17 protein-coding genes are annotated in these 23321 nt (G+C 69.8%); 9 read left to right on the forward strand and 8 right to left on the reverse strand.

Translation table 11 applies throughout. The annotated features are described in order from the left end of the window. Nucleotides 1-159: 159 nt before the first annotated feature. The 4 genes from B7R21_RS15460 to B7R21_RS15475 are packed head-to-tail and all read right to left on the reverse strand — an operon-like array spanning nucleotide 160 to nucleotide 4057. Nucleotides 160-753 (reverse strand): hypothetical protein, encoded by a 594-nt coding sequence (locus tag B7R21_RS15460; RefSeq protein ID WP_116284115.1) that lies wholly within the window; start codon nucleotides 751-753, stop codon nucleotides 160-162. Next, the gene (locus B7R21_RS15465; RefSeq protein ID WP_116284116.1) at nucleotides 750-2618 is read right to left on the reverse strand and encodes a protein kinase domain-containing protein; all 1869 of its coding nucleotides are present in this window, start codon (nucleotides 2616-2618) and stop codon (nucleotides 750-752) included. Before B7R21_RS15465 ends, B7R21_RS15460 begins: the two co-directional genes overlap by 4 nt. Nucleotides 2619-2621: 3 nt before the next feature. Further along, a complete protein-coding gene (locus tag B7R21_RS15470) occupies nucleotides 2622-3452 on the reverse strand; it encodes a lytic transglycosylase domain-containing protein (RefSeq protein ID WP_253259864.1) in 831 nt (276 codons plus the stop codon). Next, on the reverse strand, nucleotides 3452-4057 hold the full coding sequence (locus B7R21_RS15475) for a hypothetical protein (protein WP_147305914.1): 606 nt from the start codon (nucleotides 4055-4057) through the stop codon (nucleotides 3452-3454). Before B7R21_RS15475 ends, B7R21_RS15470 begins: the two co-directional genes overlap by 1 nt. Nucleotides 4058-4316: 259 nt before the next feature. Between B7R21_RS15475 and B7R21_RS15480 the strand changes: the two genes are divergently transcribed. Next, nucleotides 4317-6650, forward strand: a complete 2334-nt coding sequence (locus B7R21_RS15480) for a glycoside hydrolase domain-containing protein (protein ID WP_116284118.1) — start codon at nucleotides 4317-4319, stop codon at nucleotides 6648-6650. A gap of 2 nt (nucleotides 6651-6652) precedes the next feature. Further along, nucleotides 6653-7939 carry a glycosyltransferase gene (locus B7R21_RS15485; protein WP_116284119.1) on the forward strand — a complete coding sequence of 429 codons (1287 nt, stop codon included), beginning with the start codon at nucleotides 6653-6655 and terminating at the stop codon, nucleotides 7937-7939. 46 nt (nucleotides 7940-7985) lie between these two features. On the opposite strand, the gene B7R21_RS15490 is transcribed toward B7R21_RS15485, so the two are convergent. Continuing rightward, nucleotides 7986-8408 (reverse strand): META domain-containing protein, encoded by a 423-nt coding sequence (locus tag B7R21_RS15490; protein WP_216364259.1) that lies wholly within the window; start codon nucleotides 8406-8408, stop codon nucleotides 7986-7988. Between the two features lie 161 nt (nucleotides 8409-8569). On the opposite strand from B7R21_RS15490, the gene B7R21_RS15495 reads away from it, so the two are divergent. Both B7R21_RS15495 and B7R21_RS15500 read left to right on the forward strand, forming a co-directional pair. After that, nucleotides 8570-10636, forward strand: a complete 2067-nt coding sequence (locus tag B7R21_RS15495; protein WP_147305915.1) for a S1 family peptidase — start codon at nucleotides 8570-8572, stop codon at nucleotides 10634-10636. 165 nt (nucleotides 10637-10801) lie between these two features. Beyond that, on the forward strand, nucleotides 10802-11185 hold the full coding sequence (locus tag B7R21_RS15500; RefSeq protein WP_116284121.1) for a PIN domain-containing protein: 384 nt from the start codon (nucleotides 10802-10804) through the stop codon (nucleotides 11183-11185). Here B7R21_RS15500 and B7R21_RS15505 read toward each other — a convergent pair. Beyond that, nucleotides 11178-12152, reverse strand: a complete 975-nt coding sequence (locus B7R21_RS15505; RefSeq protein WP_116284122.1) for a LysR family transcriptional regulator — start codon at nucleotides 12150-12152, stop codon at nucleotides 11178-11180. The two genes, B7R21_RS15500 and B7R21_RS15505, sit on opposite strands and share 8 nt — an antisense overlap. A gap of 70 nt (nucleotides 12153-12222) precedes the next feature. Between B7R21_RS15505 and B7R21_RS15510 the strand changes: the two genes are divergently transcribed. Beyond that, entirely contained in the window at nucleotides 12223-13956 is a 1734-nt protein-coding gene (locus B7R21_RS15510; protein WP_116284123.1) for an FAD-dependent oxidoreductase, read from the forward strand. A gap of 237 nt (nucleotides 13957-14193) precedes the next feature. Here the strand turns inward: B7R21_RS15510 and B7R21_RS15515 are convergent, their stop codons facing one another. Together B7R21_RS15515 and B7R21_RS15520 are read right to left on the reverse strand one after the other, a co-directional pair. After that, nucleotides 14194-16266, reverse strand: coding sequence for a vWA domain-containing protein (locus B7R21_RS15515; RefSeq protein ID WP_116284124.1), 2073 nt, complete (start codon nucleotides 16264-16266; stop codon nucleotides 14194-14196). Further along, a complete protein-coding gene (locus tag B7R21_RS15520) occupies nucleotides 16259-17644 on the reverse strand; it encodes an AAA family ATPase (protein WP_116284125.1) in 1386 nt (461 codons plus the stop codon). The genes B7R21_RS15515 and B7R21_RS15520 overlap by 8 nt, the downstream gene beginning before the upstream one ends. 349 nt (nucleotides 17645-17993) lie before the next feature. Between B7R21_RS15520 and B7R21_RS15525 the strand changes: the two genes are divergently transcribed. The 4 genes from B7R21_RS15525 to araA are packed head-to-tail and all read left to right on the forward strand — an operon-like array spanning nucleotide 17994 to nucleotide 23135. Then, nucleotides 17994-19109, forward strand: coding sequence for a LacI family DNA-binding transcriptional regulator (locus B7R21_RS15525; protein WP_116284126.1), 1116 nt, complete (start codon nucleotides 17994-17996; stop codon nucleotides 19107-19109). Nucleotides 19110-19143: 34 nt separating this feature from the next. Continuing rightward, on the forward strand, nucleotides 19144-20841 hold the full coding sequence (locus tag B7R21_RS15530; RefSeq protein WP_116284127.1) for a xylulokinase: 1698 nt from the start codon (nucleotides 19144-19146) through the stop codon (nucleotides 20839-20841). 54 nt (nucleotides 20842-20895) lie between these two features. After that, nucleotides 20896-21621, forward strand: a complete 726-nt coding sequence (locus tag B7R21_RS15535; RefSeq protein ID WP_116284128.1) for an L-ribulose-5-phosphate 4-epimerase — start codon at nucleotides 20896-20898, stop codon at nucleotides 21619-21621. Then, the gene (araA, locus tag B7R21_RS15540; protein ID WP_116284129.1) at nucleotides 21618-23135 is read left to right on the forward strand and encodes an L-arabinose isomerase; all 1518 of its coding nucleotides are present in this window, start codon (nucleotides 21618-21620) and stop codon (nucleotides 23133-23135) included. Before B7R21_RS15535 ends, araA begins: the two co-directional genes overlap by 4 nt. The last annotated feature ends 186 nt before the right edge of the window (nucleotides 23136-23321 follow it).

The following is a 23321-nucleotide window of genomic DNA, read 5'->3' on the forward strand; positions in this document are numbered from 1 at the left end:
GGGCTGCGGGGGCGAGGATGCCCGCGAAGGGGCCAATGGCACGGGCGACGGATGCCGTGACACCCGTGTAGGTCGCGAAGCCGGCGAGCGGGGTGGCGGGGGCGGTGACCGAGAATGATCTGTGGACGGACCAGAGCGCTGCTCCTCAGCTCCGTCGGCTCAGCCCCGGGCGTGTCTCGCGCAGGCACCGCTGACGACCATCGCCGCCGAATACGCGGTCGCCGGCGCGAGCAGCAACACAGACGCGCTGGGAATCGCCAGGAGCGCGGTCGCGGCGAGCAACCCAGTCGTCGCGGTGACCCCCAGCGCGACGCGGAGCCGGACCGCAGACAGTCTCACGACTGCGGGCACGGCCAGGAGCGCGCAGATGACCAGGAACACGACCCTGTCATCGACTCCGACGTCGAACCAGTCGATGTACGAGAAGGCGACACAGTAGGCCCAGCCGGGAGCTGCCACAAACCCGATCCAGCCCATGACCAGGCTTCCTGTTCGCGCTCCCTCCTCGGTCCAGGTCGCCGCCGCGAGCAGCAGGAGGACTGCCAGCACGATCACGACGACCTGGACGCAGGCCGTAGACACGACGAGGAACCTGCCCGCGTTGGTGAGCAGGGTGTCCCTGTCGGGTGAGCCGATCCACTGGACGAAAGGCACCCACAGCACCGCGCACACGGCGATGACGGCGAGCAGGTGCAGGGCGCTCCAGCGGAAGTCCGGGCCGAAGGCCGTTCGGCCGGAACTCCAGCCGCTCATCGCGCAGCCGAACCGGGGGCCGGGGTCGCCGAAGACGTCGGGACGGCCGTCGAGGAGGGGGCCGATGGTGTGGGCGACGGGGTTCCCGCCGGCGGCCCCGGATCCGCCAGGGTGATCGTGACGACGCTCCCGAGGGTCAACACCGACGCGGCGGCGGGATCGCACGCCAGAACCTGCCCGACCGGAACGCCCTTCTGGGCGCGCACCGTCACGACGACCGCGAAGCCGGCGGACTGCAGGCGCGCCACCGCTTCGTTCTGGCCGAGCCCGGTCACGACGGGCACGGCATTGGAGCCCGATGCGACCACGAGGTCGACGCTCGCGCCGGGGGTGAGGGCCGCCGTGGAATCCGGGGAACTCGAGAGCACGGTGCCGGCCGGCGAGGCGGAGTCGCGCTGCGTGACAGCACCGACGGCCAGCCCCGCAGACTGCAGCGACACGCGCGCGGCCGACAGGTCGACCCCGACGAGGGCGGGAACGGCCACGACCCGGCTCGCGGCAGGCGTCGACGGCACGGGCGCAGGGCTCGCAGTGGCGGCTCCGGATGCCCCCACCCCGCCCGGGGAAGCGCCCACCGCCACGGCGGGGTCGACGATCGCCGGTGTCGACGGCTGCGGCACAGCGCTGGTGGAGCTGGGGGCGGCGCTGAGCGAGAGCGTCCATGCCACGGCGACGACGGTTGCCGTGAGCACGACCGCTGCGACCACGATGCCGCGCACCGACGAGCGGCCGGCCGCGGCGGGCAGCGCGACAGGGTGCGGGGGTGAGGTGGCGTCTGGATGCGCCCCCGAGTTGCTGGGCGCCAGGTCTTGGCGGGCGGTGGCGAGATCCGGGGGGCGGGGTGCGCGAACCGCGCGCGCCGCCATCGTGGCGGGGGCGACAGGCGCGGCGGGCCTGCCCGGGCCCCTGGCGAGGAGCGCGAGCACCTCCGCCCGCATGACCCCGGCCGAGACGAACCGCTGCGCCGGATCCTTCAACAGCGCCCGAACGACGAGCCGGTCCACCCCGCGAGGGGTACCGGTCCGCAGCACCGAGGGCACGGCCGGCGGGGCGGAGACGTGGGCGCGCATGACGCCGGTGACGGTGGGGCGGAGGAACGGCGGCTGGGCCGTGAGCGCGAAGTGCAGTAGTGCGCCCACCTGGTAGAGGTCGCCGCGCTCGTCGACCGGCAGCCCCCTGGCCTGTTCGGGCGACATGTAGTTCGCGCTGCCGAGCACGCCGAGCTGCGCGTCGGTCGGCGGCTCGGGCTCCGTGCGCAGGATGTCCGCGGCAAGGGTCGGGCGGCCCGCGGCATCGGCGAGTCCGAAGTCGACGAGGCGCACGGCGTCCGCCGAGATCGGTACCCCGGCACCGGATCCCGCGCCAGTTCCGGTACCGGCACCGGATCCCGCGCCGTCGGCACCCCCTGCACCGGCCTCCCCGACCATGACGTTCGCCGGCGACACGTCGCGGTGCACGACACCCGCCGCATGCGCCGCCTCCAGCGCGCGCAGCACCCCGTCGCCGACCGCGAGCGCCTCCCGCCAGCCGAGCGGCCCGGACCGTTCCACGTGCTCGGCCAGCGTCAGTCCCGGCGCGAGTTCGAGGGCGATCCAGGCCAGCGGCTCCCCCGAGCCCTCGTGCACGCCGAAGTCGAGCACACCCACGATGTTCGGGTGGCGGAGTCCCACGACGGCCCGGGCCTCGACGAAGAACGCCTCCCGCGCGGCGACGGAGTTCGAGAGGTGCGGGTGCAGCACCTTCAGCGCGATCCGCTCGCCGGTGGTGGTGTCGACGGCGACGAACACCGACGCCGAACCGCCGCTGCCGAGCAGTTCACCGAGGTCGAACCGCTCGGAGAGCAGACCGGAGGGCGGGGCATCCATCGCTCAACCCGCCTCTGTGGAGTAGTCGTTCGCGGTCTTCGCGACCTGGTCCACATAGCTGTCGAGGTGGTTGTAGGCGAAGACGGATGCCCGCCAGCCCGACACCGTCGTCAGGTCGCCGTAGCTGCAGAGGTAGCGCCCCGCCGCGAGCGCCGCGTCGTCGAGCTGCTGCGGATCGGCCACCCCGTCACCGTTGCCGTCGGCCCCCCAGCTCTGCCACGTCGTCGGGATGAACTGCAGCGGACCCATCGCCCGGTCCCCCGTCGCCGACCCGTCGAGCGCGCCGCCATCGCTGTCGGGAATGTGGGCGTAGGCCTGTCCGTCGAGGTCGGGGCCATAGATCGCGGGGCGGGTGCGGCCGTCTTCGCCGATGGTGGATCCGGCATGAGTGCCGTGCCCGGATTCGATGGCGCCGAGCGCGGCGAGGGTGTTCCAGCCGAGGTGGCAGGCGGGCTGCTCTGCCTGCAGGCGGAGGGCCGCGCCGGCGTACCCGATGAGCGCGCGCACCGGGATGCCCGTGCGGCCCGCCACCGTCGACGCCCAGGTCGCATCGACCAGGGCGGCATCGCCCGCGCCGGGAACGCTCGTCGGCGCGGCGCCGCCACCCGGCACCTCGGGCTGCAGGGCTGCGCTGTGCGTCGTGCCGGCCGTCGCGGCGGCATTCGCCGCGACATTCGCCGCACCGCTGGCGGCGGCAGCAGCGGCTCCACCGGTCGACACGTCCGCGGCGAAGGCGGCCGCACCCGCGGGCACACCCCGGGGCGGCTCAGCGACCGCGCCGACCACGAGGCATCCCGCCAAGACCAGCATCGCGCCGCCGAGGATCGCCCGCATCACGACTGCGCTCCGGTGCCGCTGGCGCCGACGGGTGCACCGGTGCGGGCACGCAGGCGGTCGGCGGCCAGGGCGCCGAGGGTGCGTGCCGCGGAGGCCGCGACATCCGGAGCCACCCGCGCCGAGCGGAGCGCCGTCACGCTGTAGACCGCCGACTCGTGGCAGAGCCCAGCCGCGGGGTACCAGCGCCCGCACGACATGACGGCCACGTTGTTGAGGGTCGCGTACCAGCCGTGCTGCATCGAGACCGGACCCCGGATGAGGTGCACTTCGAGCCCGTCGGCGCTGTGTTGGAGCTTCCGCACGTGGTCGCTGGCAGCCGATGCGGATTCGTAGAGGAAGAGGCTCCGCGCGATCTCCCTGTTGTTCAGGGCGAGCAGACGCCAGATACCTCCGGTGAAGGGCGCGGCGGGCGGTGCGGGCGCGTCGTCGCCGACGAGCGGTGCCAACCTCGGGTCGAACGACCGCGGCAGCGTCTGGGCCGTGAGTTCGGCCATCGCCCGCGCGCCACTCCGAACGTGCTCACGGAACCCCGACCAGCCATTCAGCGCGCGGTCGGCGCGGGAGCGGAACTCCGTGAACGCGATGTAGGGGGTCGATGCCACGGTTCCTCGATCGATGGGTCTGTGCACCCCGCGCCTTCGGCAGTGAGGTTCAGTCAGCACCCTGACGTTTCGACATGGACAGCCTCCGTACGACACATGAAGCACACGTTGACGGCAGGCAGATTCGCCTTCCAGCCAGGAGCGGGAGCGCCCTGACGGCCCCGCGAGGCCCCCAGGCGTTCGCCTTGCATTCACCTCTCTGCAATGCCACGGTCGCCTGGCGTGCCTAGCGTCACACCATGAATCCCGGGGGCACCGCATGATCGACCACGTCGATCCGTTCATCGGCACGGACCCGACAGCGCTTCCGGCTCCGACCGGGCTCGCCGCGACCTGGTGGTGGCCGAAGCCGCAGATCGGCAACACGCACCCGGGGGCGACGCATCCGCTCGGCATGGTGTCGGCGTGCGCGTACTCGGGCGCCTACCCCACGGGGTACGGCCGCTACGACCTCTCACTGGAGGGTGTGCCGTCGACCATCCACGACACGCAGCTCGCCTCGGGCTTCACGCACTTCCAGCAGTCGGGCACGGGAGCGATCCGCAAGTACTACAACTACTTCCGGGTGACGCCGATGGTGGAACCGCTCGATGTACTCGGCCGCACCTGGCAGCTGAGTGACGAGCTGGCCGAGCCGGGCTGGTACTCGGCGACGCTCGACTCCGGGGTGACCGCCGAGCTCACCGTGGGCCCGAAGAGCGCTGTGCACCGCTACACGTTCCCGCGCCACCGGAACGCCCGCGTCGTGATCGACTTCTCGCAGGGCGGTCTCGCCATCCCGTACGGATCGACGCTGCCGCTTCGCGCGCACCTCGAATCGGTCGGCATCGGCAGGGCGGCCGGCCAGATCGTCGTCGAGGGAGCTCCCCTGTCGGTGTACATCGAGTGCGACAGTCCGCAGTGGCGACAGATGCTCTGGTACGACCGGCGCCTCATGCCGGGCGGCACGCGTCTCGACTTCGATCACATCCGGCCCACCACACTCCGCCCCTTCGGGCTGATGTGGGCGGGGCCGAGCGAGCCGGGCGACGTCATCGAGCTGCGGATCGGATTCTCGCTGCGAGGCGTCGAGCAGGCGAAGCAGAACCTCTTCGACGATGTCGGGAGCGGGAGCAGCACAGGCGCCGGCGCAGGCAGCGGCACCGGAACGGGCAGCTCCACAGCCCCGACCTCGCGCTTCGAATCGCGGCGCGAGCGCACCCGCAAGACCTGGCGGAAGCACCTCAAGCTGATCACCGTCGAGACGCCCTCGAAAGAACGCCGGGCGGTCTTCGCGACAGCGCTCTACCACTCACTTGTCAAACCCTGCCTGGCCCCGAACGAGAGCCCGTTCTGGCCGGCCGACGGCGCCTTCGCCTTCGACATCTCCACGATGTGGGACATCTACCGCACCCAGCTCCCCCTGCTCACGGCCCTGGTGCCCGAGCGGGCCGTCGAGCTCGCCAACGCCCTCCTCACGATCTGCGAGGAGGAGGGCAACTTCCCGATCGGCTACCGCATGGCTCGCGGAAGCGACCGGTTCTCCCGCCAGGCGAGCGCCCTCGCCCACACCTTCCTCGCCGACCTCTGCCAGCTGGGCCTGCCCGGCATCGACTGGAACGGCGCTCTGGTGCACATGTCGGATGACCTCCGGCGCACCTACGGCGAGGAGTTCCTGCAGCGGGGAGTCACCCACCCGATCACGCACACCCTCGACCTCGCCTTCGGCTACTGGTGCACGGCGCGAGTGGCGAAGCACGTGGGCGACACAGCCCTGGCTGACCAGTTCGCCGAGCTGGCGACCCGCTGGCGGAACGCCTTCGACGAGACCTCCGGCCTGCTGAAGGAGAGCACCTACTACGAAGGCACGCTCTACAACTACTCGTTCCGGCTGCTGCACGACATGGCTTCGCGCATTCCGCTGAGCGGGGGCACGGAGGCGTTCGTGCGGCAGCTCGACGATTTCTTCGGGTTCGGGGCGGAGCCGGTCATCCAGCCAGGGCTCCGGCCGCCGGCCGACGAACTGCTCGCCGGCTACGCGCTGGGGCGGTTCGAGGGGCTGAACAACGAGCCGGACATGGATGCCCCGTGGGCGTACCACTACGCCGGTCGGCCCGATCGCACGGCCGAGGTGGTGCACAACGTGATCCACCAGATGTTCGGCATCGGGCGCGGCGGGCTGCCGGGCAACGACGACTCGGGGGGCCTCAGCTCCTGGTACGTGTGGGCTTCGCTCGGGCTGTTCCCGGTGGCCGGCCAGAACCTGTTCCTGGTGAACGCTCCCTCCTTCGAGGCTGCTTCAATCAGGCTCGGGGCGAACACGTTCACCATCCGCACGGAAGGGTTCGTCGAACCGGCCCCGACGTCTGCTCAGGATGCGGCACCCGCTGCCGTTCAATACGTGCAGTCGGCCCGTTTCAACGACGAACCGCTCGCACGCTCCTGGATCCGCGCCACCGACCTGCACCGTGGCGGCGAGCTCGTGATCGTGCTCGGACCGGAACCGAGCGAGTGGGGCACCACCGAGCTGCCCCCGTCGACCACTCTGCTCCCCACCGCATCCGCCCCGTCCCCCGCCAGCCGGCCCCTCCACCTCGCAACCCTCCAGGAGTGAACATGGTCACCACCGAAAACCGTCTCGTGATCGTCGTGCGCGCCGATCCTGTGATCTGCGGCCACTCAGTCGAGGCACGCAACATCGCCGAGACCGCGCTCGAACGCGGTTTCGACGAGGTGCGCATCGTCACCTGGCCGGTCGAGACGCTCGAACGGGCGGGCCTGCCGCTCAAACCCCTCGACTCGGTGCTGCCCCACAGCCCGGGCATCTTCGTCGACCGTCCGGCTCCGGTGGGCGACTACAAGGTTCCGGATGGTCGTTTCCTGGCCGGCATCACCGGCCGGTTGATCGAACTCTTCACCGACGGCGTGCCGACCGTCTGCCTGTCGCTCTACCTCAGCCCGCACACCCTTGCGGTCTCCGACGCGATGCGCGCCGCGTGGAGCACCGGGCTCCCGGTCAACGTGACCACGATCGCCGAGGCCGTGGGATCCGACGTCACGAACGTCGTGCGCACCGCCGTCGAGGAGGGCCGGCTCGGGGCTGCCGCGCACATCCTCTCGAGCTACCTCAGCCAGGACCACTGCGTCGCCGTCTCCGACTACACCCGCGATCTCATCATCACCGAGGCCGAACGGGTCGACGCGCAGTACGGAACCCGCTTCGGCGAACAGTGCCGCCGACGCATCACCGTCTCCTACCCGGCGATCGACGCCGATCGGTACTCGAACCTCGACGACCGCGTGATCGAAGACGTGCTCGCCGCCCGCGGGCTCGAACCAGGCAACTACGTGCTCTTCCTCTCCCGTCTCACCGAGGCCAAAGGCGTCGAAGACCTCATCGCCGGCTTCGAGCAGAGCAGTGCGCACGAGGGCCGGATGCTCGTCATCGCCGGCCGCGGACCGCAGGCCCCCGCGCTGATGACTCTCGCCGCGCAGTCCCCCCTGGCCGACAGCATCGTCTTCCTCGACGATGTGGGTGACGCCGAGAAGCCCTACCTGATGGCGGGATGCGCTGCCTTCGTGCTGCCGTCGAAGCCCCGGCCGGAGTTCGTCGAGACCTTCGGCATCGCGCTGGCCGAGAAGATGCTCGCAGGCGGCGGGCCCGTGATCACCACGCTGACGGGCGGCATCGGCGAGGCGATCGGCGACCATGCTCTCATCGTGCCGGTCGAGGATCCCCGTGCGATCGCGCGGGCGCTCGACCGCGCGATCCTCGAGACGACGCCCGACGAGCGCTCGGAGTGGGCCGGGCGGGCCCGCGAGTATGCGCTGCAGTTCGACCGCCGCGTGGTGTTCGACCGGCTCTTCCAGGCGCTCCCCGCCCGCGTGCCCGCGTCGCGCTGAGCTCGGGCGCACCGGTTCCCGACCCCGGACGCACCGGCTCGTGGCGTCAGGCGGACTTGGAAAGGGTTCCGATCGTGTCGCCCTTCTCGTTTCTCACCGTCATCGTGTCGCCGTCGACCACAGCCGTGCTCAGTGCGGAGAGCCACGAATCGACGCCGATGCAGGCCATCATGGTCGACGTCGAACGCGAGAAGGTGATGGTGTCGCCAGAGAGTTCGTAGGTGGATCCGAGCGAATTGCAGCCGTCGTTACCCGAGACCGTCGAATCGTCATCGAAGATCAGGTAAGGCTGACGAGGTGATTGGTCGCCCCATGTCCCGACGATCGGGATTGACGTGCCTGACGCCCCTCCATCAGCCCCGGTCGACGGTGCCGCTGAGGAGCAACCTGCGAGCAGCGTGACCACTGCGAGACCGGAGAGAGCTGCTACAACGGGGCCGAAAAGGGAACGAGGCATGAGTTTCGTCATGTTTCCGGGTCTATCGCACCTCTCTGTGGATATCTTGTGAACTTCAACAGAAGTCGTTATGGTCGAAGCATGGCCCGCACTCGTTGCGGGCCTTTTCCACGGGGGGCCACTGGAGTTCCGCCGGATCCATCAGAACCACCAGCAGGGGGAATCAACTCAATATGCAGTACAGATCACACCGTCTCGGAAGGCCGCTTGCCATCGTGGCAGCCGCGTCCCTGGGCCTCGGCGGGTTGCTCGCCGCTCCCGCCGCGTTCGCGAACACCGCCGCCACACCGGCGCCGGTCAGCGGAGACGCCTACCAGGAGCAGGCCGCTGCGCTGCTCTCCGACCCGGCCGTGCAGGCCGTCGGGCGCGACGCATCGGGCAACGTGGTTGTCGTGAAGGTGGCTGGCAGCGACTCCTCGGGCCAGCTCGATGCCTTCGACGCACGGTTCGACAACGTCGTCGTCAAGTCAGTCAGCGCACCGCTCACCGACTACTCCACAGACGATGTCGTCGGCGGCGCCGGCTACTTCGCGCCCGATGACCCCGAAGCTCCCTCGACGGGCGCGGCCTGCTCGATCGGCTTCTCCGCCTGGTCGCCGAGCGGCAAGCCCGCGGTTCTGAGTGCTGGCCACTGCACCTCCGACGGAGCAGCGTCCGACACCTACCTCACCCTTCCGAGCGGTGACGAAGCCGGCGGCGGGGCAACCACCGACTTCGCCATCGTCGGAGCTCTCGGTACGTTCGGTTTCTCCCAGTACGGCGGGATCGGCAACACGAAGGGCACGAACAACAAGGACTCGATCGACATCGCGGTGATCGACCTGACCAACAAGGATCCCACCACCCTGCCCGAGGTCACCGACTGGACCACGTCCGAGTCAGAGGATCTGTCGAAGTCGACCAAGACCATCACGTCGGTCGGCACGGCTGAGGTCGGCAAGGCTGTTGCCAAGTCCGGTCGCACGACCGGCTACACCGATGGAGCCACCGTCGACGTCGTCGACGGCTGGGCCAATGTCGGTGGGCGTATCGTCTACGGCTTCGGCAGCGCACTCGTCGCCGACCACGGCGACTCCGGTGGAGCGGTCTTCCAGGGCACCAAGGCTGTCGGCATCCTGAGCGGCGGATCGCCGGCCACCGGATCCGAGCCCGCGTTCATGTGGGCATCCGACCTGCCGAACGACCTCGCGCACACCGACGGTTACACGGTCAAGCTGGCCATCTCGGCTCCGACCCTGACGGCTCCGGCCGACGGCGGCAACGTCGAGCGCGGCGCGGGCATCTCTGGTACGGCTCCCATCTCCTCGACGGTGATCATCACCCCGAAGACCGGTGACGCGTTCACCGTCGACACCGACGCCAATGGCGCCTTCTCCTTCCCCGCACCCAGCGACCTCGGCACCTACGAGTTCACGGCGCAGGCGAAGTCGGGCTTCAATACCTCCTCGAAGAAGTCCTTCTCGGTCAAGGTGGTCCCCGTGCCGCTGAAGGCTCCGGTCATCACCAGCCCGGCTGACGGATCCTCCGTCGTCACCTCACTGACGGAGGTCACCGGAACCGGCACCCCCGGAACGAAGATCACCGTCAAGGGTGACGTTCAGGGCACCGACACCGTCGACGGTTCAGGCAACTGGAGCGTTCCGGCCGACCTCAGCTACGGAACGGTCTACTCGATCGACGTGACCCAGTCGGCTGAGGGCCAGACCTCACCGGTTGCGACCTCGGTCTTCAGCGTCATCCCGACACAGGTCGGCATCATCACGCCTGTCGCCGGTTCGACCCTGGCCAACGCCGACAAGCCGGCCAGCGCGACAGGTGCCGGTATCACCGGGGCCACGATCAGCGCCACGGTCAATGGCGTCTCCGTGCCGGGCAGCACGACTGTGGTCGACGGTAAGTGGAGCATCGTGCTCGGCGACACCGTGGTGGTCGGTGCGAACGACCTCGTCGTCCGCCAGAGCATCGATGGCGCATCCAGCGAAGCCCGGATCACGTTCACGGTCCAGGCTGCAGCAGGTACGCCGACCGCCACGCCGGCGCCCACGCCCGGTAACGGCGGCAGCTCGGGCGGCGGCAACGGTTCGGGTAGCGGCAGCGGCTCGGGTTCGGGCACGGGTGGCGGACTCGCCCACACCGGCCTCGAAGTGACCGGCATCAGCGTTCTCGCTGCGATCATGCTGGCGCTCGGATCGGCGTTCCTCGTGACCCGCCGACGCTCATCGCGGAACAGCGCGCTGTAGTCTCAGCGCACTGAAGAGGGGCCGTCGAACTTCCGTTCGGCGGCCCCTTCGTCGTTCCCACCATCCCCACACCCCAGTATGTAGCTCTTGTTCTACACGTGATCCAGACTGGCGTCATGAGCAAAGCCACCATCGGTCTCCGCGATCTGAAGCAGAACCCCAGCGATGTCATCAGCCGGGCTCGACACGAACATCCTCATCGACCCACCGAAGGATCTGCCGGACGACTCGTTCGGCTCGAGCATCATCTCGTTGGCGGAGCTTCATTCCGGGGTCGAACTGGCGACAGATGTTGCCACCCGGGCCCAGCGACAGCAACGACTCGTGCAGCTCCGTGCGCTCTTCGACTGGATACCCTTCGACGAGTATTCGGCGGAGTCCTACGGGGTGCTGGCCGCAACGGTTGCCCGCACCAGGCCGGGACATGCACGCAGTAAGGACATCATGATCGCTGGCCAGGCGCACGCGCTCGGAGTGCCGCTCATGACACGGAACGCCAGGGACTTCGAGTTGGTCTCCCACCTCGTGCAGGTCATTCCCGTCAGCTGACCGCGGGAGCGTGGGCGAGAGCCGAATCGCGGGGTGCGGCAGCGGCGCGCATGGTCGCGCCGGCGCGGACAGCGAAGGCGGTCGCCGTGGTGGCGATGGTGCGCTGCATCACGGCGACGGCAGCGGTGGGGCGGGCATCCGCCGGGCGCGCGAGGCTGATCGTGCGGGTGAGCGCGGGCGCGGCCAGCCGCACCGACCGGAGCCCGGGCCGGTCGATCAGCACCATCGCGGGCACGATCGCGACGCCGAGCCCGCGTTCGACGAACCTCAACACGGCATCCATCTCCGCACCTTCCAGCACCACGTCGGGGGCGAGCCCGGCCGCGGAGAAGGCGTCATCTGTCGTTGCCCGGAGATCGTACGAGGAGCTGAAGACGATCTGCGGGAGGGCTGCGACATCCGCGAGCCGGATGCTGCTGCGACCCGTCACCGGCGGTGAGGCGGCCGACGAGATCACGACCAGTTCCTCGGCGAGCAGCGGGCTGACGGTGAACCGGTCTGCGGATGCCGCGTCGGAGGTCGTGATCAGCGCGAGGTCGAGCTCACCCGCCGCGAGCTCGTCGAGGAGGCGCCGGGAGCCGTGCTCCGAGAGGTGCAGTTCGATCCCCGGATGCGCGGCGTGGAAGGTGCTCAGCACCTCGGCGACGAGGCTGATGCAGAGGGTCGGTGTGGCACCCAGGCGCACTCGCCCGCGCTCGAGGCCGGCGAGTTCGGCGAGTTCGCGGCGGACCGAATCGGCATCCGCGAGCATCCGTCTCGCCAGCGGCAGCAGAGACTCGCCGGCCACGGTGAGAGTGCTGCCGCCGCGGGCGCGGGCGAAGAGTTCTGCGCCGAGATCCTGCTCGAGCGCGGCGATCTGGCGACTCAGGGAGGGCTGCGCGAGGTGCAGGTGTTCGGCCGCGCGGGTGAAGTTTCCGCGTTGGGCGACTTCGACGAAGCTGCGGAGCTGTTCGAGGTTCACATTCATAGTCTAAGCGCATGATTTCAACCGGATATATGCATTGGAGTAATCGACAGGCCGTGCCTACGGTGAAGGTATGAGTCACACAGAACGCCAGATCTCCACCACCGTCCTCGTCATCGGCACCGGCGGCTCCGGCCTCCGCGCGGCCATCGAACTCGCCGAAGCGGGTGTCGACGTGCTCGCCCTCGGCAAGCGGTCCAAGTCGGATGCCCACACCTCCCTCGCGGCCGGCGGCATCAACGCCGCCCTCTCCACCATGGATCCCGAGGACAGCTGGCAGCAACATGCCGCCGACACCCTCAAGGAGTCGTACCTGCTCGCGAACCCGCACACCGTCGAGATCGTCACCTCGGGTGCGGCGCGCGGCATCGAAGACCTCGAACGCTACGGAATGCCGTTCGCCCGGGAGGACGACGGCCGCATCTCGCAGCGTTTCTTCGGCGCGCACACCTATCGCCGCACTGCGTTCGCAGGCGATTACACCGGGCTCGAGATCCAGCGAACCCTGGTCAACCGGGCGGCGCAGCTGAACGTGCCCATCCTCGACACGGTGTATGTCACGCGCATCCTCGTCAACGACGACGGCGCGGTGTTCGGAGCCTATGGGTTCGACCTCGAAGACGGCACGCGGTACCTGATTCACGCCGACTCGGTCATCCTCGCCGCCGGCGGGCACAACCGCATCTGGCGGCGCACCTCCTCACGGCGCGACGAGAACACCGGCGACTCGTTCCGCCTGGCCGTCGAGGCGGGAGGGCGCCTGCGCGACCCCGAACTGGTGCAGTTCCACCCGTCGGGCATCATCGAGCCTGAGAACGCGGCCGGCACACTCATCTCCGAGGCGGCGCGCGGCGAGGGCGGGATCCTCCGGAACGGCCTCGGTGAGCGCTTCATGGGCCGTTACGACCCCGAGCGCATGGAGCTGTCGACCCGCGACCGCGTCGCGCTGGCCTGCTACACCGAGATCAAGGAGGGTCGCGGCACGCCGAACGGCGGTGTGTGGCTGGATGTCTCACACCTCCCCCGCGAGACGATCATGACCCGGCTGCCCCGCGTGTACCAGACCATGCTCGAGCTGCAGATGCTCGACATCACGAAGGATCCGATCGAGATCGCGCCCACCGCGCACTACTCGATGGGCGGCGTCTGGGTGCGGCCGGAGGATCACTCCACCGACGTTCCCGGCCTCTACGCGATCGGCGAGGCCTCGTCGGGACTGCACGGGGCGAACCGGCTGGGCGGCAACTCGCTCATCGAGCTGCTCGTGTTCGGGCGGATCGTCGGGCAGGCCGCGGCGTCGTACTCGGCGGCTCTGGATGCCCAGACCCGCTCATCCGCGGCGGTCGCCGTCGCCCGGGGTGAGATCGACGCGTTGCTCGCAGGCGACGGCCCCGAGAACGTGCGCGCGCTCCAGCGCGCCATCCGGAACACGATGACCGAGCACGCCGGCGTCGTGCGCTCGGAGGAAGGGCTGCTCGCCGGACTCGCCGAACTCGATGCGATCGAGGCGCGGATGGCCGACATCGGCGTGCACCCTGATATCGCCGGCTACCAGGACCTGGCACATGCGTTCGACCTGAAGTCAGCCGCGCTGGCTGCACGCGCCACCCTCGAGGCGGCGCTCGAACGCCGCGAGACGCGGGGCTGTCACAACCGGAGCGACTACCCCGAGCTCGATCCTGCGCTTCAGGTCAACCTCGTCTGGTCGCCGGACGGTGTCACGCGAGAGCCGATCCCGGCCATCCCCGAGGGGATCGCGGCGCTGATGCGCGAGGAGGTCACCGTGGGCGGCAAGCTCCTCGAGTAGCGGGCCGCCGACCCCGCGTCTGCGTCCCCGCGCCTGCGGGGACGCGCCTGCGGGGTCGCGCCCGCGGGGTCGCGCCGTCCGTCAGGGAGGAGGAGGGCGAAGGTGCCGCGCTATGCGGCGCTGATTCGCTCAGCTCCTCCCGAAGGAACGGGCGGGAAGGCGGAAGAGGGGCGCGGCGAACCCCGATCGCGCGCCGGTCGCGACGCGAGCAGAAGGGCCAGGCGGGGGCGCGCTGTGCTACCAGCGGCCCCAGCCGCGACCGAACATGCCGCCGAAGTCGCCCGGCGACGCGGGACCGCCGCCGCCCGCTCCGCCGCCGCCCGCGTGCCCGCCGCGTGAGCCGAGGTACGACGACACCACGGCGGCGCCGAGGTCGTCGGCCTCCGGGGCCACCACCTGGCCGCCGACGCGCCGGGCCATCGAGTCGATGAACCGCGCAAGGCCCGGGTCGTCGCCCAGCCGGAAGAACGAGGTCTGCGCGCCGAGCCGGAGGGAGGCATCCAGTTCCCGTACCGCGTACGCGATCGTCAGAGGGTCGGGCGGATAGCTGAAGTAGACGTCGCCTCCGGGCTCGAGGTGGGAGGTGGGTTCGCCGTCGGTGACGATCAGCAGCACGGGCTGGGCGTTCGGGTGCTTCCGGAAGTGCCGGTTCGCGAGCATCAGCGCGTGATGCAGGTTGGTTCCCTTGTCCCACTTCGCGTCGAGGCCGATGAGCTGTTCGATGTCCATCACCTCGGCGTGCCGGCCGAAGCCGATGAGCTGCAGGTCATCACCGCGGAAACGGCTCGTGATGAGGGTGTGCAGCGCCAGGGCCGTGCGCTTCATGGGCACCCACCGATCATCCATCGCCATCGAGAACGAGGTGTCGACGAGCAGGGCCACGCAGGCCTGGCTGCGGGCCTCGGTCTCCTGCACCTCGACGTCGCCGATCTCGATGCGCACACCCGAACCGAGCGCGACGCCTTCGCCGGCCGTGCGGGTGATCGCGTTCGTGATGGTGCGGGTGACATCCCACGGTTCGGTGTCGCCGAATGCCCATTCGCGGGTGGCGCCCGAGCGCTCCCCCGCAGCTCCCGCCTGGCGCACGTCGCGGTTGCCACCGCGGCCCGAGAGCTTCTCGGCGACCTCCCGCAGCAGCGCCTTGCCGAGCTGGCGCATCGCCTTCGGGGTGAGCTTGAGAGTGCCGTCGGTGCCTCGCTTGAGTGCACCGGTGCCCTGCAGGGCCTTCTCGAGCTGCTGGATCGTGCGGGCATCCACCACCGCGGAGTCGCCGAGCTGGCGGGCCAGGGCATCGAGGTCGAGGTCGTCGAGCTGGGAGCTGTTCTGCGACTGGGAGAGCTGCTCGGCCAGGCCGTCGAGATCGGCGATGTCCTGGAAGACGCCGGTGCCGTCACCGAGGCCGAGGCCCTCCTGGCCGTCCATGCCCTCGGAGCCGCCCCAGTCCTCGCCGGGTCGGAGGTCCCGGAGCTGGCCGTCGAGCTGCGACAGCGCATCCATCAGGTCGGGCGACCCGAATGCCTCTGCGGCGAGCGCGTCGAGTTCGTCGCGCTGCTCCTTGGTCATCGAGTTGCGCATCCGCTGGGCCGCTGCTGCGCGCGCCGCGAGTGCGTCGAGCAACTCGTCGATGTTCGCCGGCTGCTCGGGAAAGTACTGCCCGTGCTTCTGAATGAACGACTCGAACTGCTCGGGGGTGTCCTCGCCGCGCTTGTGTGCGTCGAGGAGCTGGTTCAGGTCGCCGAGCATCTCGGTGATGGCGGCGCGATCCTCGTCGGTCGCGTTCTCGAGGGCGTTCTTCATGCCGGCAAAACGCTGGTCGAGCATCTCGCGACCGAGGAGGTCCTTGATCTTCTCGAAGTCGGCGCGCGCCTCGGCACTCTGCCAGCGGTAGTCGTTCAGCTCGCTGACCGCCGCCGCGGGCGATGCCGGAAGGCTGTCGAGCTGGATCTCGGCGAGAGCCCTGTCGCCCTCATCCATCAGCGCGTCGCGGGCGAGCTGCTTGCGTTCTTCGAGCACGGCCCTGTCGAGGAGCTCCTTGATCTCCTGCAGGGTGCCATCGAGATTGTGTTTCTGGGTCAGCTCCCGGCGGCGCTCGGCCACGCGCCGGGCGAGGTCGTCGAGCCCGGCCTGGTCGCGACCGCCTCGCCGGAGGAACTCGCGCATCGCGTTCTCGGGCGAATAGCCGGCCATCACGTCTTTTCCGATGGCGTCGAGCGCCTCGGTCACGTCGACGGGTGGGGCGAGCGGATCCGGCCCGCCGTCGTACTTCGAGTACCGGGAGCCCCGCGACAGGCGCCGGTTCGCTCTAGCCATAGATCGCCTCGCCGCCGCCCGACTCCTTGCTCACTTTGCGGGCGAGATAGAGGCCTTCGAGGGCCAGCTCGATGGCGCCGGCACGCTGGCCGTCGTTCGTGGCACCGAGGCGGTCGCAGATCTCGTCGTAGAGCTCGCTCTCGCCGAGCGACGGGAGCCCGGCGAGAAAGTCGCGCGCGGCAACCTGTTCGCCCGTCGTGACCATGATGCCGCTCTCGAGCGCATCCACGAGAACGCCGAAGTCGATGCCGCGGAAGTGCGCCCGCACGGTCTCGGCCGTCGCTGTGCGCAGAAGGTGCTCGAGGATCTCATCCTCCCGACCCTCCTCGCCCGACTCGAACTCGATCTTTCCGCCGAGCACGTCGACCGCCGTCTCGAGGTCGATCGGCCGGGCGACGGCCTCGGTCTCACCCTGCCGGGCCTGGCGGTGGATGGCCGCAGCCGCGATCGTCTCTGCTCCCGCAATGGCGAACCGGGCGCTCACGCCGCTGCGCTGGTCGACGGCACTCGACCCGCGGAGGGCCCGCGTGAACCGGGCGAGGATCTCGACGAGATAGTCGGGCACCTCGGCAGCCAGCTCGGCCTCCTGCCGGATGACCGCCACCTCATCGTCGAGCTCTGTCGGATAGTGCGTGCGGATCTCGGCCCCGAACCTGTCTTTCAGCGGAGTGATGATGCGCCCGCGGTTGGTGTAGTCCTCGGGGTTCGCGCTGGCCATGACGAGAACGTCGAGCGGCAGCCGCAACACGTACCCGCGGATCTGGATGTCGCGCTCCTCCATCACGTTCAGCATCGCGACCTGGATCCGCTCTGCCAGGTCGGGCAGTTCGTTGATCGCGACGATGCCGCGGTGGCTCCTCGGGATCAGCCCGAAGTGGATCGTCTCCGGGTCGCCGAGGCTGCGGCCCTCGGCCACCTTCATCGGGTCGACATCGCCGATCAGGTCGGCCACGCTCGTGTCGGGGGTGGCCAGCTTCTCGAAGTAGCGGTCGCTGCGGTGACGCCACGCGATGGGGAGGTCATCGCCCTCGTCGGCGGCCCGGCGCCTGCTCGCCGCGGTGATCGGTTCGAACGGATGCTCGCCGAGCTCGGAGCCCTCGATGACCGGCGACCACTCGTCGAGCAGCCCCGACATCGTGCGGAGCAGCCGCGTCTTGCCCTGGCCGCGCTCACCGAGCAGCACGATGTCGTGCCCGGCGATGAGCGCACGTTCGACCTGCGGGATGACGGTGGTCTCGAAGCCGTGGAGGCCGGGCCACGGATCCCTGCCCTCGCTGAGGGCCTCGAGCAGATTGTCACGGATTTCGGCTCGCAGCGATTTCAGCGCATGTCCGGATGCCCGGAGCTCGCCGACCGTTGCCACTGTAGGACGGTTCATCCATCAAGCGTACGTCCGACTTCCGACCGACTCCCCCCACTGTCCCGACATTCCCCGCCCACCACTCGCCTCACCCCGATCGGCTGGGGAGTTCTAGTCGCTCTGCGGCGCAGATTCCGACCGGAACTCCCCAGTCGAGGGACGTGGACGGGGTGGGGTGGGGGCACCGACCGGGCCACACGCGCCCGCAGGACCGGGACCTCCCGCCGATCGCGGGGGATCATCCGCTCGCACGGCGGCACCTCTGCGCGATCGATTCACCGAAATCTGTCGCTCTGCGGTGCTCGAACCGACAGTTTTCGGTGAATCGATTGCGTCGGGTCTACGCCGACCCCGCGATAATCAGAGGATGACCGCCGACCCTGCCCGCGAGGGCGCCAAGCCGCGCGCTGCCAGCGTGTTCGACGTCGCGAAAGCCGCCGGTGTCTCCCACCAGACCGTGTCGCGGGTTCTGAACGATCACCCGAGCCTCCGCGCCGAGACCCGCCAGCGGGTGCTCGACGCCATGCGCGAACTCGACTACCGTCCGAATGCCGCCGCGCGGGCGCTGTCGTCGAGCAGGTCCCGGATGATCGGGGTGCTGTCCACGTCGAGCGGGGAGTACGGGCCTGCCTCCATCGTCGCGGCTGTCGAAGCCGCCGCGCGGAGCCGTGGTTACAGCGTGACGATCGCGAACGCGGACGGCCTCGATCCGCACTCCGTCGATGAGGCCGTCAGGCACCTCGCGGACCTCTCCGCCGAGGGGCTCGTGGTCATCGCCCCGCAGACACAGGTGCTCGAGGCGCTGAAGGGGCTGGCGATCACGCTGCCGTACGTCACGCTGCAGTCGCTGGGCGCGGTATCGGCGGGCGGCGCGGGGCGCGGCGGCGCGGCGGGCGGTAGTGACCCGGCCGGAGGCAGCGGCGGCGCGGCGGGCGGCGGCGCCAGCAGCGCCGCCCAGACGAGCGGCTCGCTCGACCAGGTCGTGGGCGCCCGGCTCGCGACGGCCCACCTCGCAGCGCTCGGCCACCGGCGGATCGGCCACATCGCCGGCCCGCCCGACTGGATCGACGCCGCCGAGCGCCTGGCCGGGTTCCGCGAGGAGATGGCGGAGAGGGGGCTCGATCCGCAGCTCGTCGCCACCGGCGACTGGAGCGCTGCCTCGGGCTATCGGGCCGCCGAGACGCTCCTCGCACAGGGCATCAGCGCGATCTTCGCGGGCAACGACCAGATGGCGCTCGGCGCACTGAGCGCTGCGACTGCCGCCGGTGTCGCCGTTCCCGGCCAGCTGAGCATCGTCGGGTTCGACGACGTTCCGGAGGCCGCCTACTACCAGCCTGCGCTGACCACCGTGCGCCAGGACCTCGCCGGGGCCGGTCGCCGGGCGGTCGCGCTACTGCTCGGCGAGAGCGGGATCCGGCCCTCCGTGCAGCCCGAACTGATTGTGCGGGCATCCACAGCCCCGATGACGTACACTCTCATGTGATCGATCACATCGGAGCCGAAGGAGTCTTTGCGACATGACCGAGCCCAGCCCAGCCCCCACCACCGGCACCTCCGGCGCAGACGCGATCCGGAGCGGCCGCGCCTCCCTCGGCATCGAGCTCGGCTCCACTCGTATCAAGGCCTGCCTCATCGGCGACAACCCTTCAGACGTGCTCGCGGTGGGCAGCTACGCATGGGACAACGAGTTCGAAGACCGCCGCTGGACGTACTCGCTCGAGAACGTCTGGGCGGGCATCCGATCGGCGTACGCCGGTCTCGTCGAAGACATCGAGGCGCGCCACGGAGTACTGCCGACGAGCTTCGGCGCCATCGGAATCTCGGCCATGATGCACGGTTACCTCGCATTCGACAGCGCGGGTGAACTGCTGGTGCCGTTCCGCACCTGGCGCAACACCTCCACCGGGCCCGCGGCCGCCGAACTCACCGAGGCGTTCGGGGCGAACATCCCGCTCCGCTGGTCGATCGCCCACCTGCACCAGGCGGTTCTGGATGCCGAACCCCACGTGCCCGGAATCGATCACATCACCACCCTCGCCGGCTACGTGCACTGGCGCCTGACCGGGCAGAAGGTGCTCGGGGTGGGAGACGCGTCGGGCATGTTCCCGATCGACTCGGCGACGAACGACTACGACGCCGCCCTCATCGCTCGGTACGACGGGCTGGCCGGTGGCCGGGTACCCGGCGCATCCGTCGCCGACCTGCTGCCCGAGGTGCTCGTGGCGGGCGAACCCGCCGGCACCCTCACGGCCGAGGGCGCGCTGCTACTCGACCCGACGGGCGCACTCCTGCCCGGCACCGTGCTCTGCCCGCCCGAGGGCGACGCCGGCACCGGCATGGTCGCGACGCGCTCGGTCGCCCCGCGCACCGGCAACGTGAGCGCCGGCACCTCGATCTTCGCAATGGTCGTTCTCGAGCGTCCGCTCGGCGAGGTGCACCACGAACTCGACCTCGTGACGACCCCCGCCGGCGACCCGGTCGCGATGGTGCACTGCAACAACGGGGCCAGTGAGCTCGCCGCCTGGGTGGGCATGTTCGGCCGCTTCGCCGCAGCCGCAGGCGCTCCGCTCGATGCCGATGCCGTCTTCGACACCCTGTTTCGCGAGGCGCTCGAGGGCGAGCCGGATGCGGGCGGGCTTCTCGCCTACAACCACCTTGCCGGCGAGCCGATCGCGGGACTCGACGAGGGGCGTCCGCTGATCGTGCGCACCCCCGACAGCCGTCTGACGCTCGCCAACTTCATCCGTGCGGAGCTCTACGGCGTCTTCGCCACGCTCAGCCTCGGCATGCGGGTGCTCGCCGCCGAGGGTGTCGTCATCGATGAACTGTTTGCCCACGGCGGAATGTTCCGAACGGCAGGTGTTGCGCAGCGGTTCCTGGCAGGTGCTCTGGATGCTCCGGTCACCGTCACCGAGACCGCCTCCGAGGGTGGTGCGTGGGGGATCGCGGTTCTGGCGGCCTACACGGCGGCGCGGGCATCCGGTGCCTCGGCAGGCGCTGCAACCGCTGCGGACGGGCCGGACGAATCGGCCCTCAGCCCCGCGCGCGGAACGGGTCTCGACCTCGATACGTACCTCCGCGACCACGTGTTCGCCGACACCGACTTCACCACTGTCGAACCCGATCCGGTCGACGTCGCGGGCTACGCCACCTACCTCGAGCGCTACCGCGCCGGGCTGGCTGTGGAGCAGACCGCCGTCGAGCGCCTCCGCTGACCGCCCGGCACCGCATCGAGCATCCACCCGCTCCATACCCTCCGAAGGAATCCCATGACAGACAGCGCCACCCCCGACGCCTTCGAGGCGCACGCCGCCGAGATCACCCGCGTGCGCGAGCAGGTCTCTGCCCTCCATTCCCAGCTCACCCGCTGGAGCCTCGTGATGTGGACGGGCGGCAACGTCTCCGGCCGCGTCCCCGGCGCCGACCTCTTCGTGATCAAGCCCTCGGGCGTCGACTACGACGAGCTCACGCCCGACAACATGATCCTCTGCACCCTCGACGGTGAAGTGGTCGAGGGCACTCCCGGCTCCGAGCGTTCGCCCTCGAGCGACACCGCCGCACACGCATACGTGTATCGGCATATGCCCGAGGTGGGCGGCGTGGTGCACACGCATTCGCCGTACGCCGTGGCGTGGGCCGCGCGCGGCGAGTCGATCCCCTGCGTCACGACGGCGATGGCCGATGAGTTCGGCGGCGAGGTGCCGATCGGCCCGTTCGCGATCATCGGTGACGACTCCATCGGCCGCGGTATCGTCGAGACGCTCTCGGGCCACCGCTCCCGCGCCGTGCTGATGAAGAACCACGGCCCCTTCACGATCGGCAAGGATGCGCGCGACGCCGTCAAGGCCGCCGTCATGGTCGAAGACGTGGCACGCACCGTGCTCTTCACCCGTCTGCTCGGCGAACCGCAGCCGATCGAACCGGCATCCATCGACTCACTCTTCAACCGCTACCAGAACGTCTACGGACAAGAACCGACAGGATCCCTGAATTGAGCACTCTCGAAACCTCCCTCGACCCGTACGAGATCTGGTTCTTCACCGGTAGCCAGAACCTCTATGGGGAAGAGACGCTCCGCCAGGTCGCCGAGCAGTCCCGGACCATCGCCGAGACGCTTCATGCCTCTGCAGGCATACCCGTGAAGATCGTCTGGAAGCCCGTACTGAAGGACAGCGATTCGATCCGCCGCGCGGCCCTCGACGTGAACGCTGACGACCGTGTGATCGGCGTCATCGCCTGGATGCACACCTTCAGCCCCGCCAAGATGTGGATCGCCGGGCTCGAGGCCCTCCAGAAGCCGCTGCTGCACTTCCACACGCAGGCGAACGTCGAGCTGCCCTACGCCGACATCGACTTCGACTTCATGAACCTGAACCAGGCCGCTCACGGCGACCGGGAGTTCGGCTACATCCAGACCCGTCTCGGCGTCGCCCGCAAGACCGTCGTCGGCCACGCGACCAGCACGCTCGTACAGTCGCAGATCGCCGACTGGTCGCGCGCCGCGGCCGGCTGGCAGGCCGTCAAGACGCTGAAGCTCGCACGGTTCGGCGACAACATGCGCTACGTCGCCGTCACCGAGGGCGACAAGACCGAAGCCGAGATCCGCTTCGGCGTGCAGGTCAACACCTGGGGCGTGAACGATCTGGCCGACGCTGTCGCCGCGGTTCCGGATGACCGGATCGACGCCCTCGTCGCCGAATACGAAGAGCTCTATGATGTCGCGCCCGAGCTGCGTGTAGGAGCTGACCGCCACCAGTCGCTCCGGGACGGCGCGGCGATCGAACTCGGGCTCCGCTCGTTCCTCGAGGAGGGTGGCTTCGGCGCCTTCACCACGAGTTTCGAAGACCTTGGCGCCCTGACGCAACTGCCCGGGCTCGCCGTGCAGCGGCTGATGGCCGACGGCTACGGATTCGGCGCCGAGGGCGACTGGAAGACGGCCATTCTGGTGCGCGCAGCGAACGTCATGGGCTCGGGCCTGCCCGGTGGCGCCTCATTGATGGAGGACTACACCTACGACCTCGTCGAAGGACAGGAGACCATCCTGGGCGCCCACATGCTCGAGGTCAGCCCCTCGCTCACCAGCGCGAAGCCGACGCTCGAGATCCACCCGCTCGGCATCGGCGGCAAGGACGACCCGGTGCGGCTGGTCTTCACGGCCGATCCCGGCCCCGCCGTCGTGGTGGCGATGAGCGACATGCGCGACCGCTTCCGCCTGGTGGCGAACGTGGTCGAGGTCGTCGAGCCGCGCGCCCCGCTGCCGAACCTGCCCGTGGGACGCGCCGTCTGGCGGCCCGAGCCCTCGTTCGCGGTCTCGGCGGCTGCGTGGCTGACCGCGGGCGCCGCCCACCACACCGTCATGTCGACGGCGGTGGGTATCGAGGTGTTCGAGGACTTCGCGGCGATCGCCAAGACCGAGCTCCTCACGATCGACGCCACCACCACCCTGAAGGGTTTCGCGAACGAGGTGCGCTGGAACCAGGCCTACTACCGCCTGGCGCAGGGCCTCTAGCTCGCGGCCGCCGCGGTTCCCGCGCGGCCCCCGCCCCGCCGCCCCACGTCGCTTGCGCGCACGTTTGTCGCTTGCGCGGCTGCGCGCGCACGCGCCGAAGCGACAAAGTGCAGCGCCTGCGCGGCGGGCGCGGCGGGGAGGGGCCGGGACGGGCGGGACAGGACGGGACGGGACGGGTCAGGCGAA

The sequence above is a fragment of the Subtercola boreus genome (assembly GCF_003399625.1).
GTDB lineage: Bacteria > Actinomycetota > Actinomycetes > Actinomycetales > Microbacteriaceae > Subtercola > Subtercola boreus_C.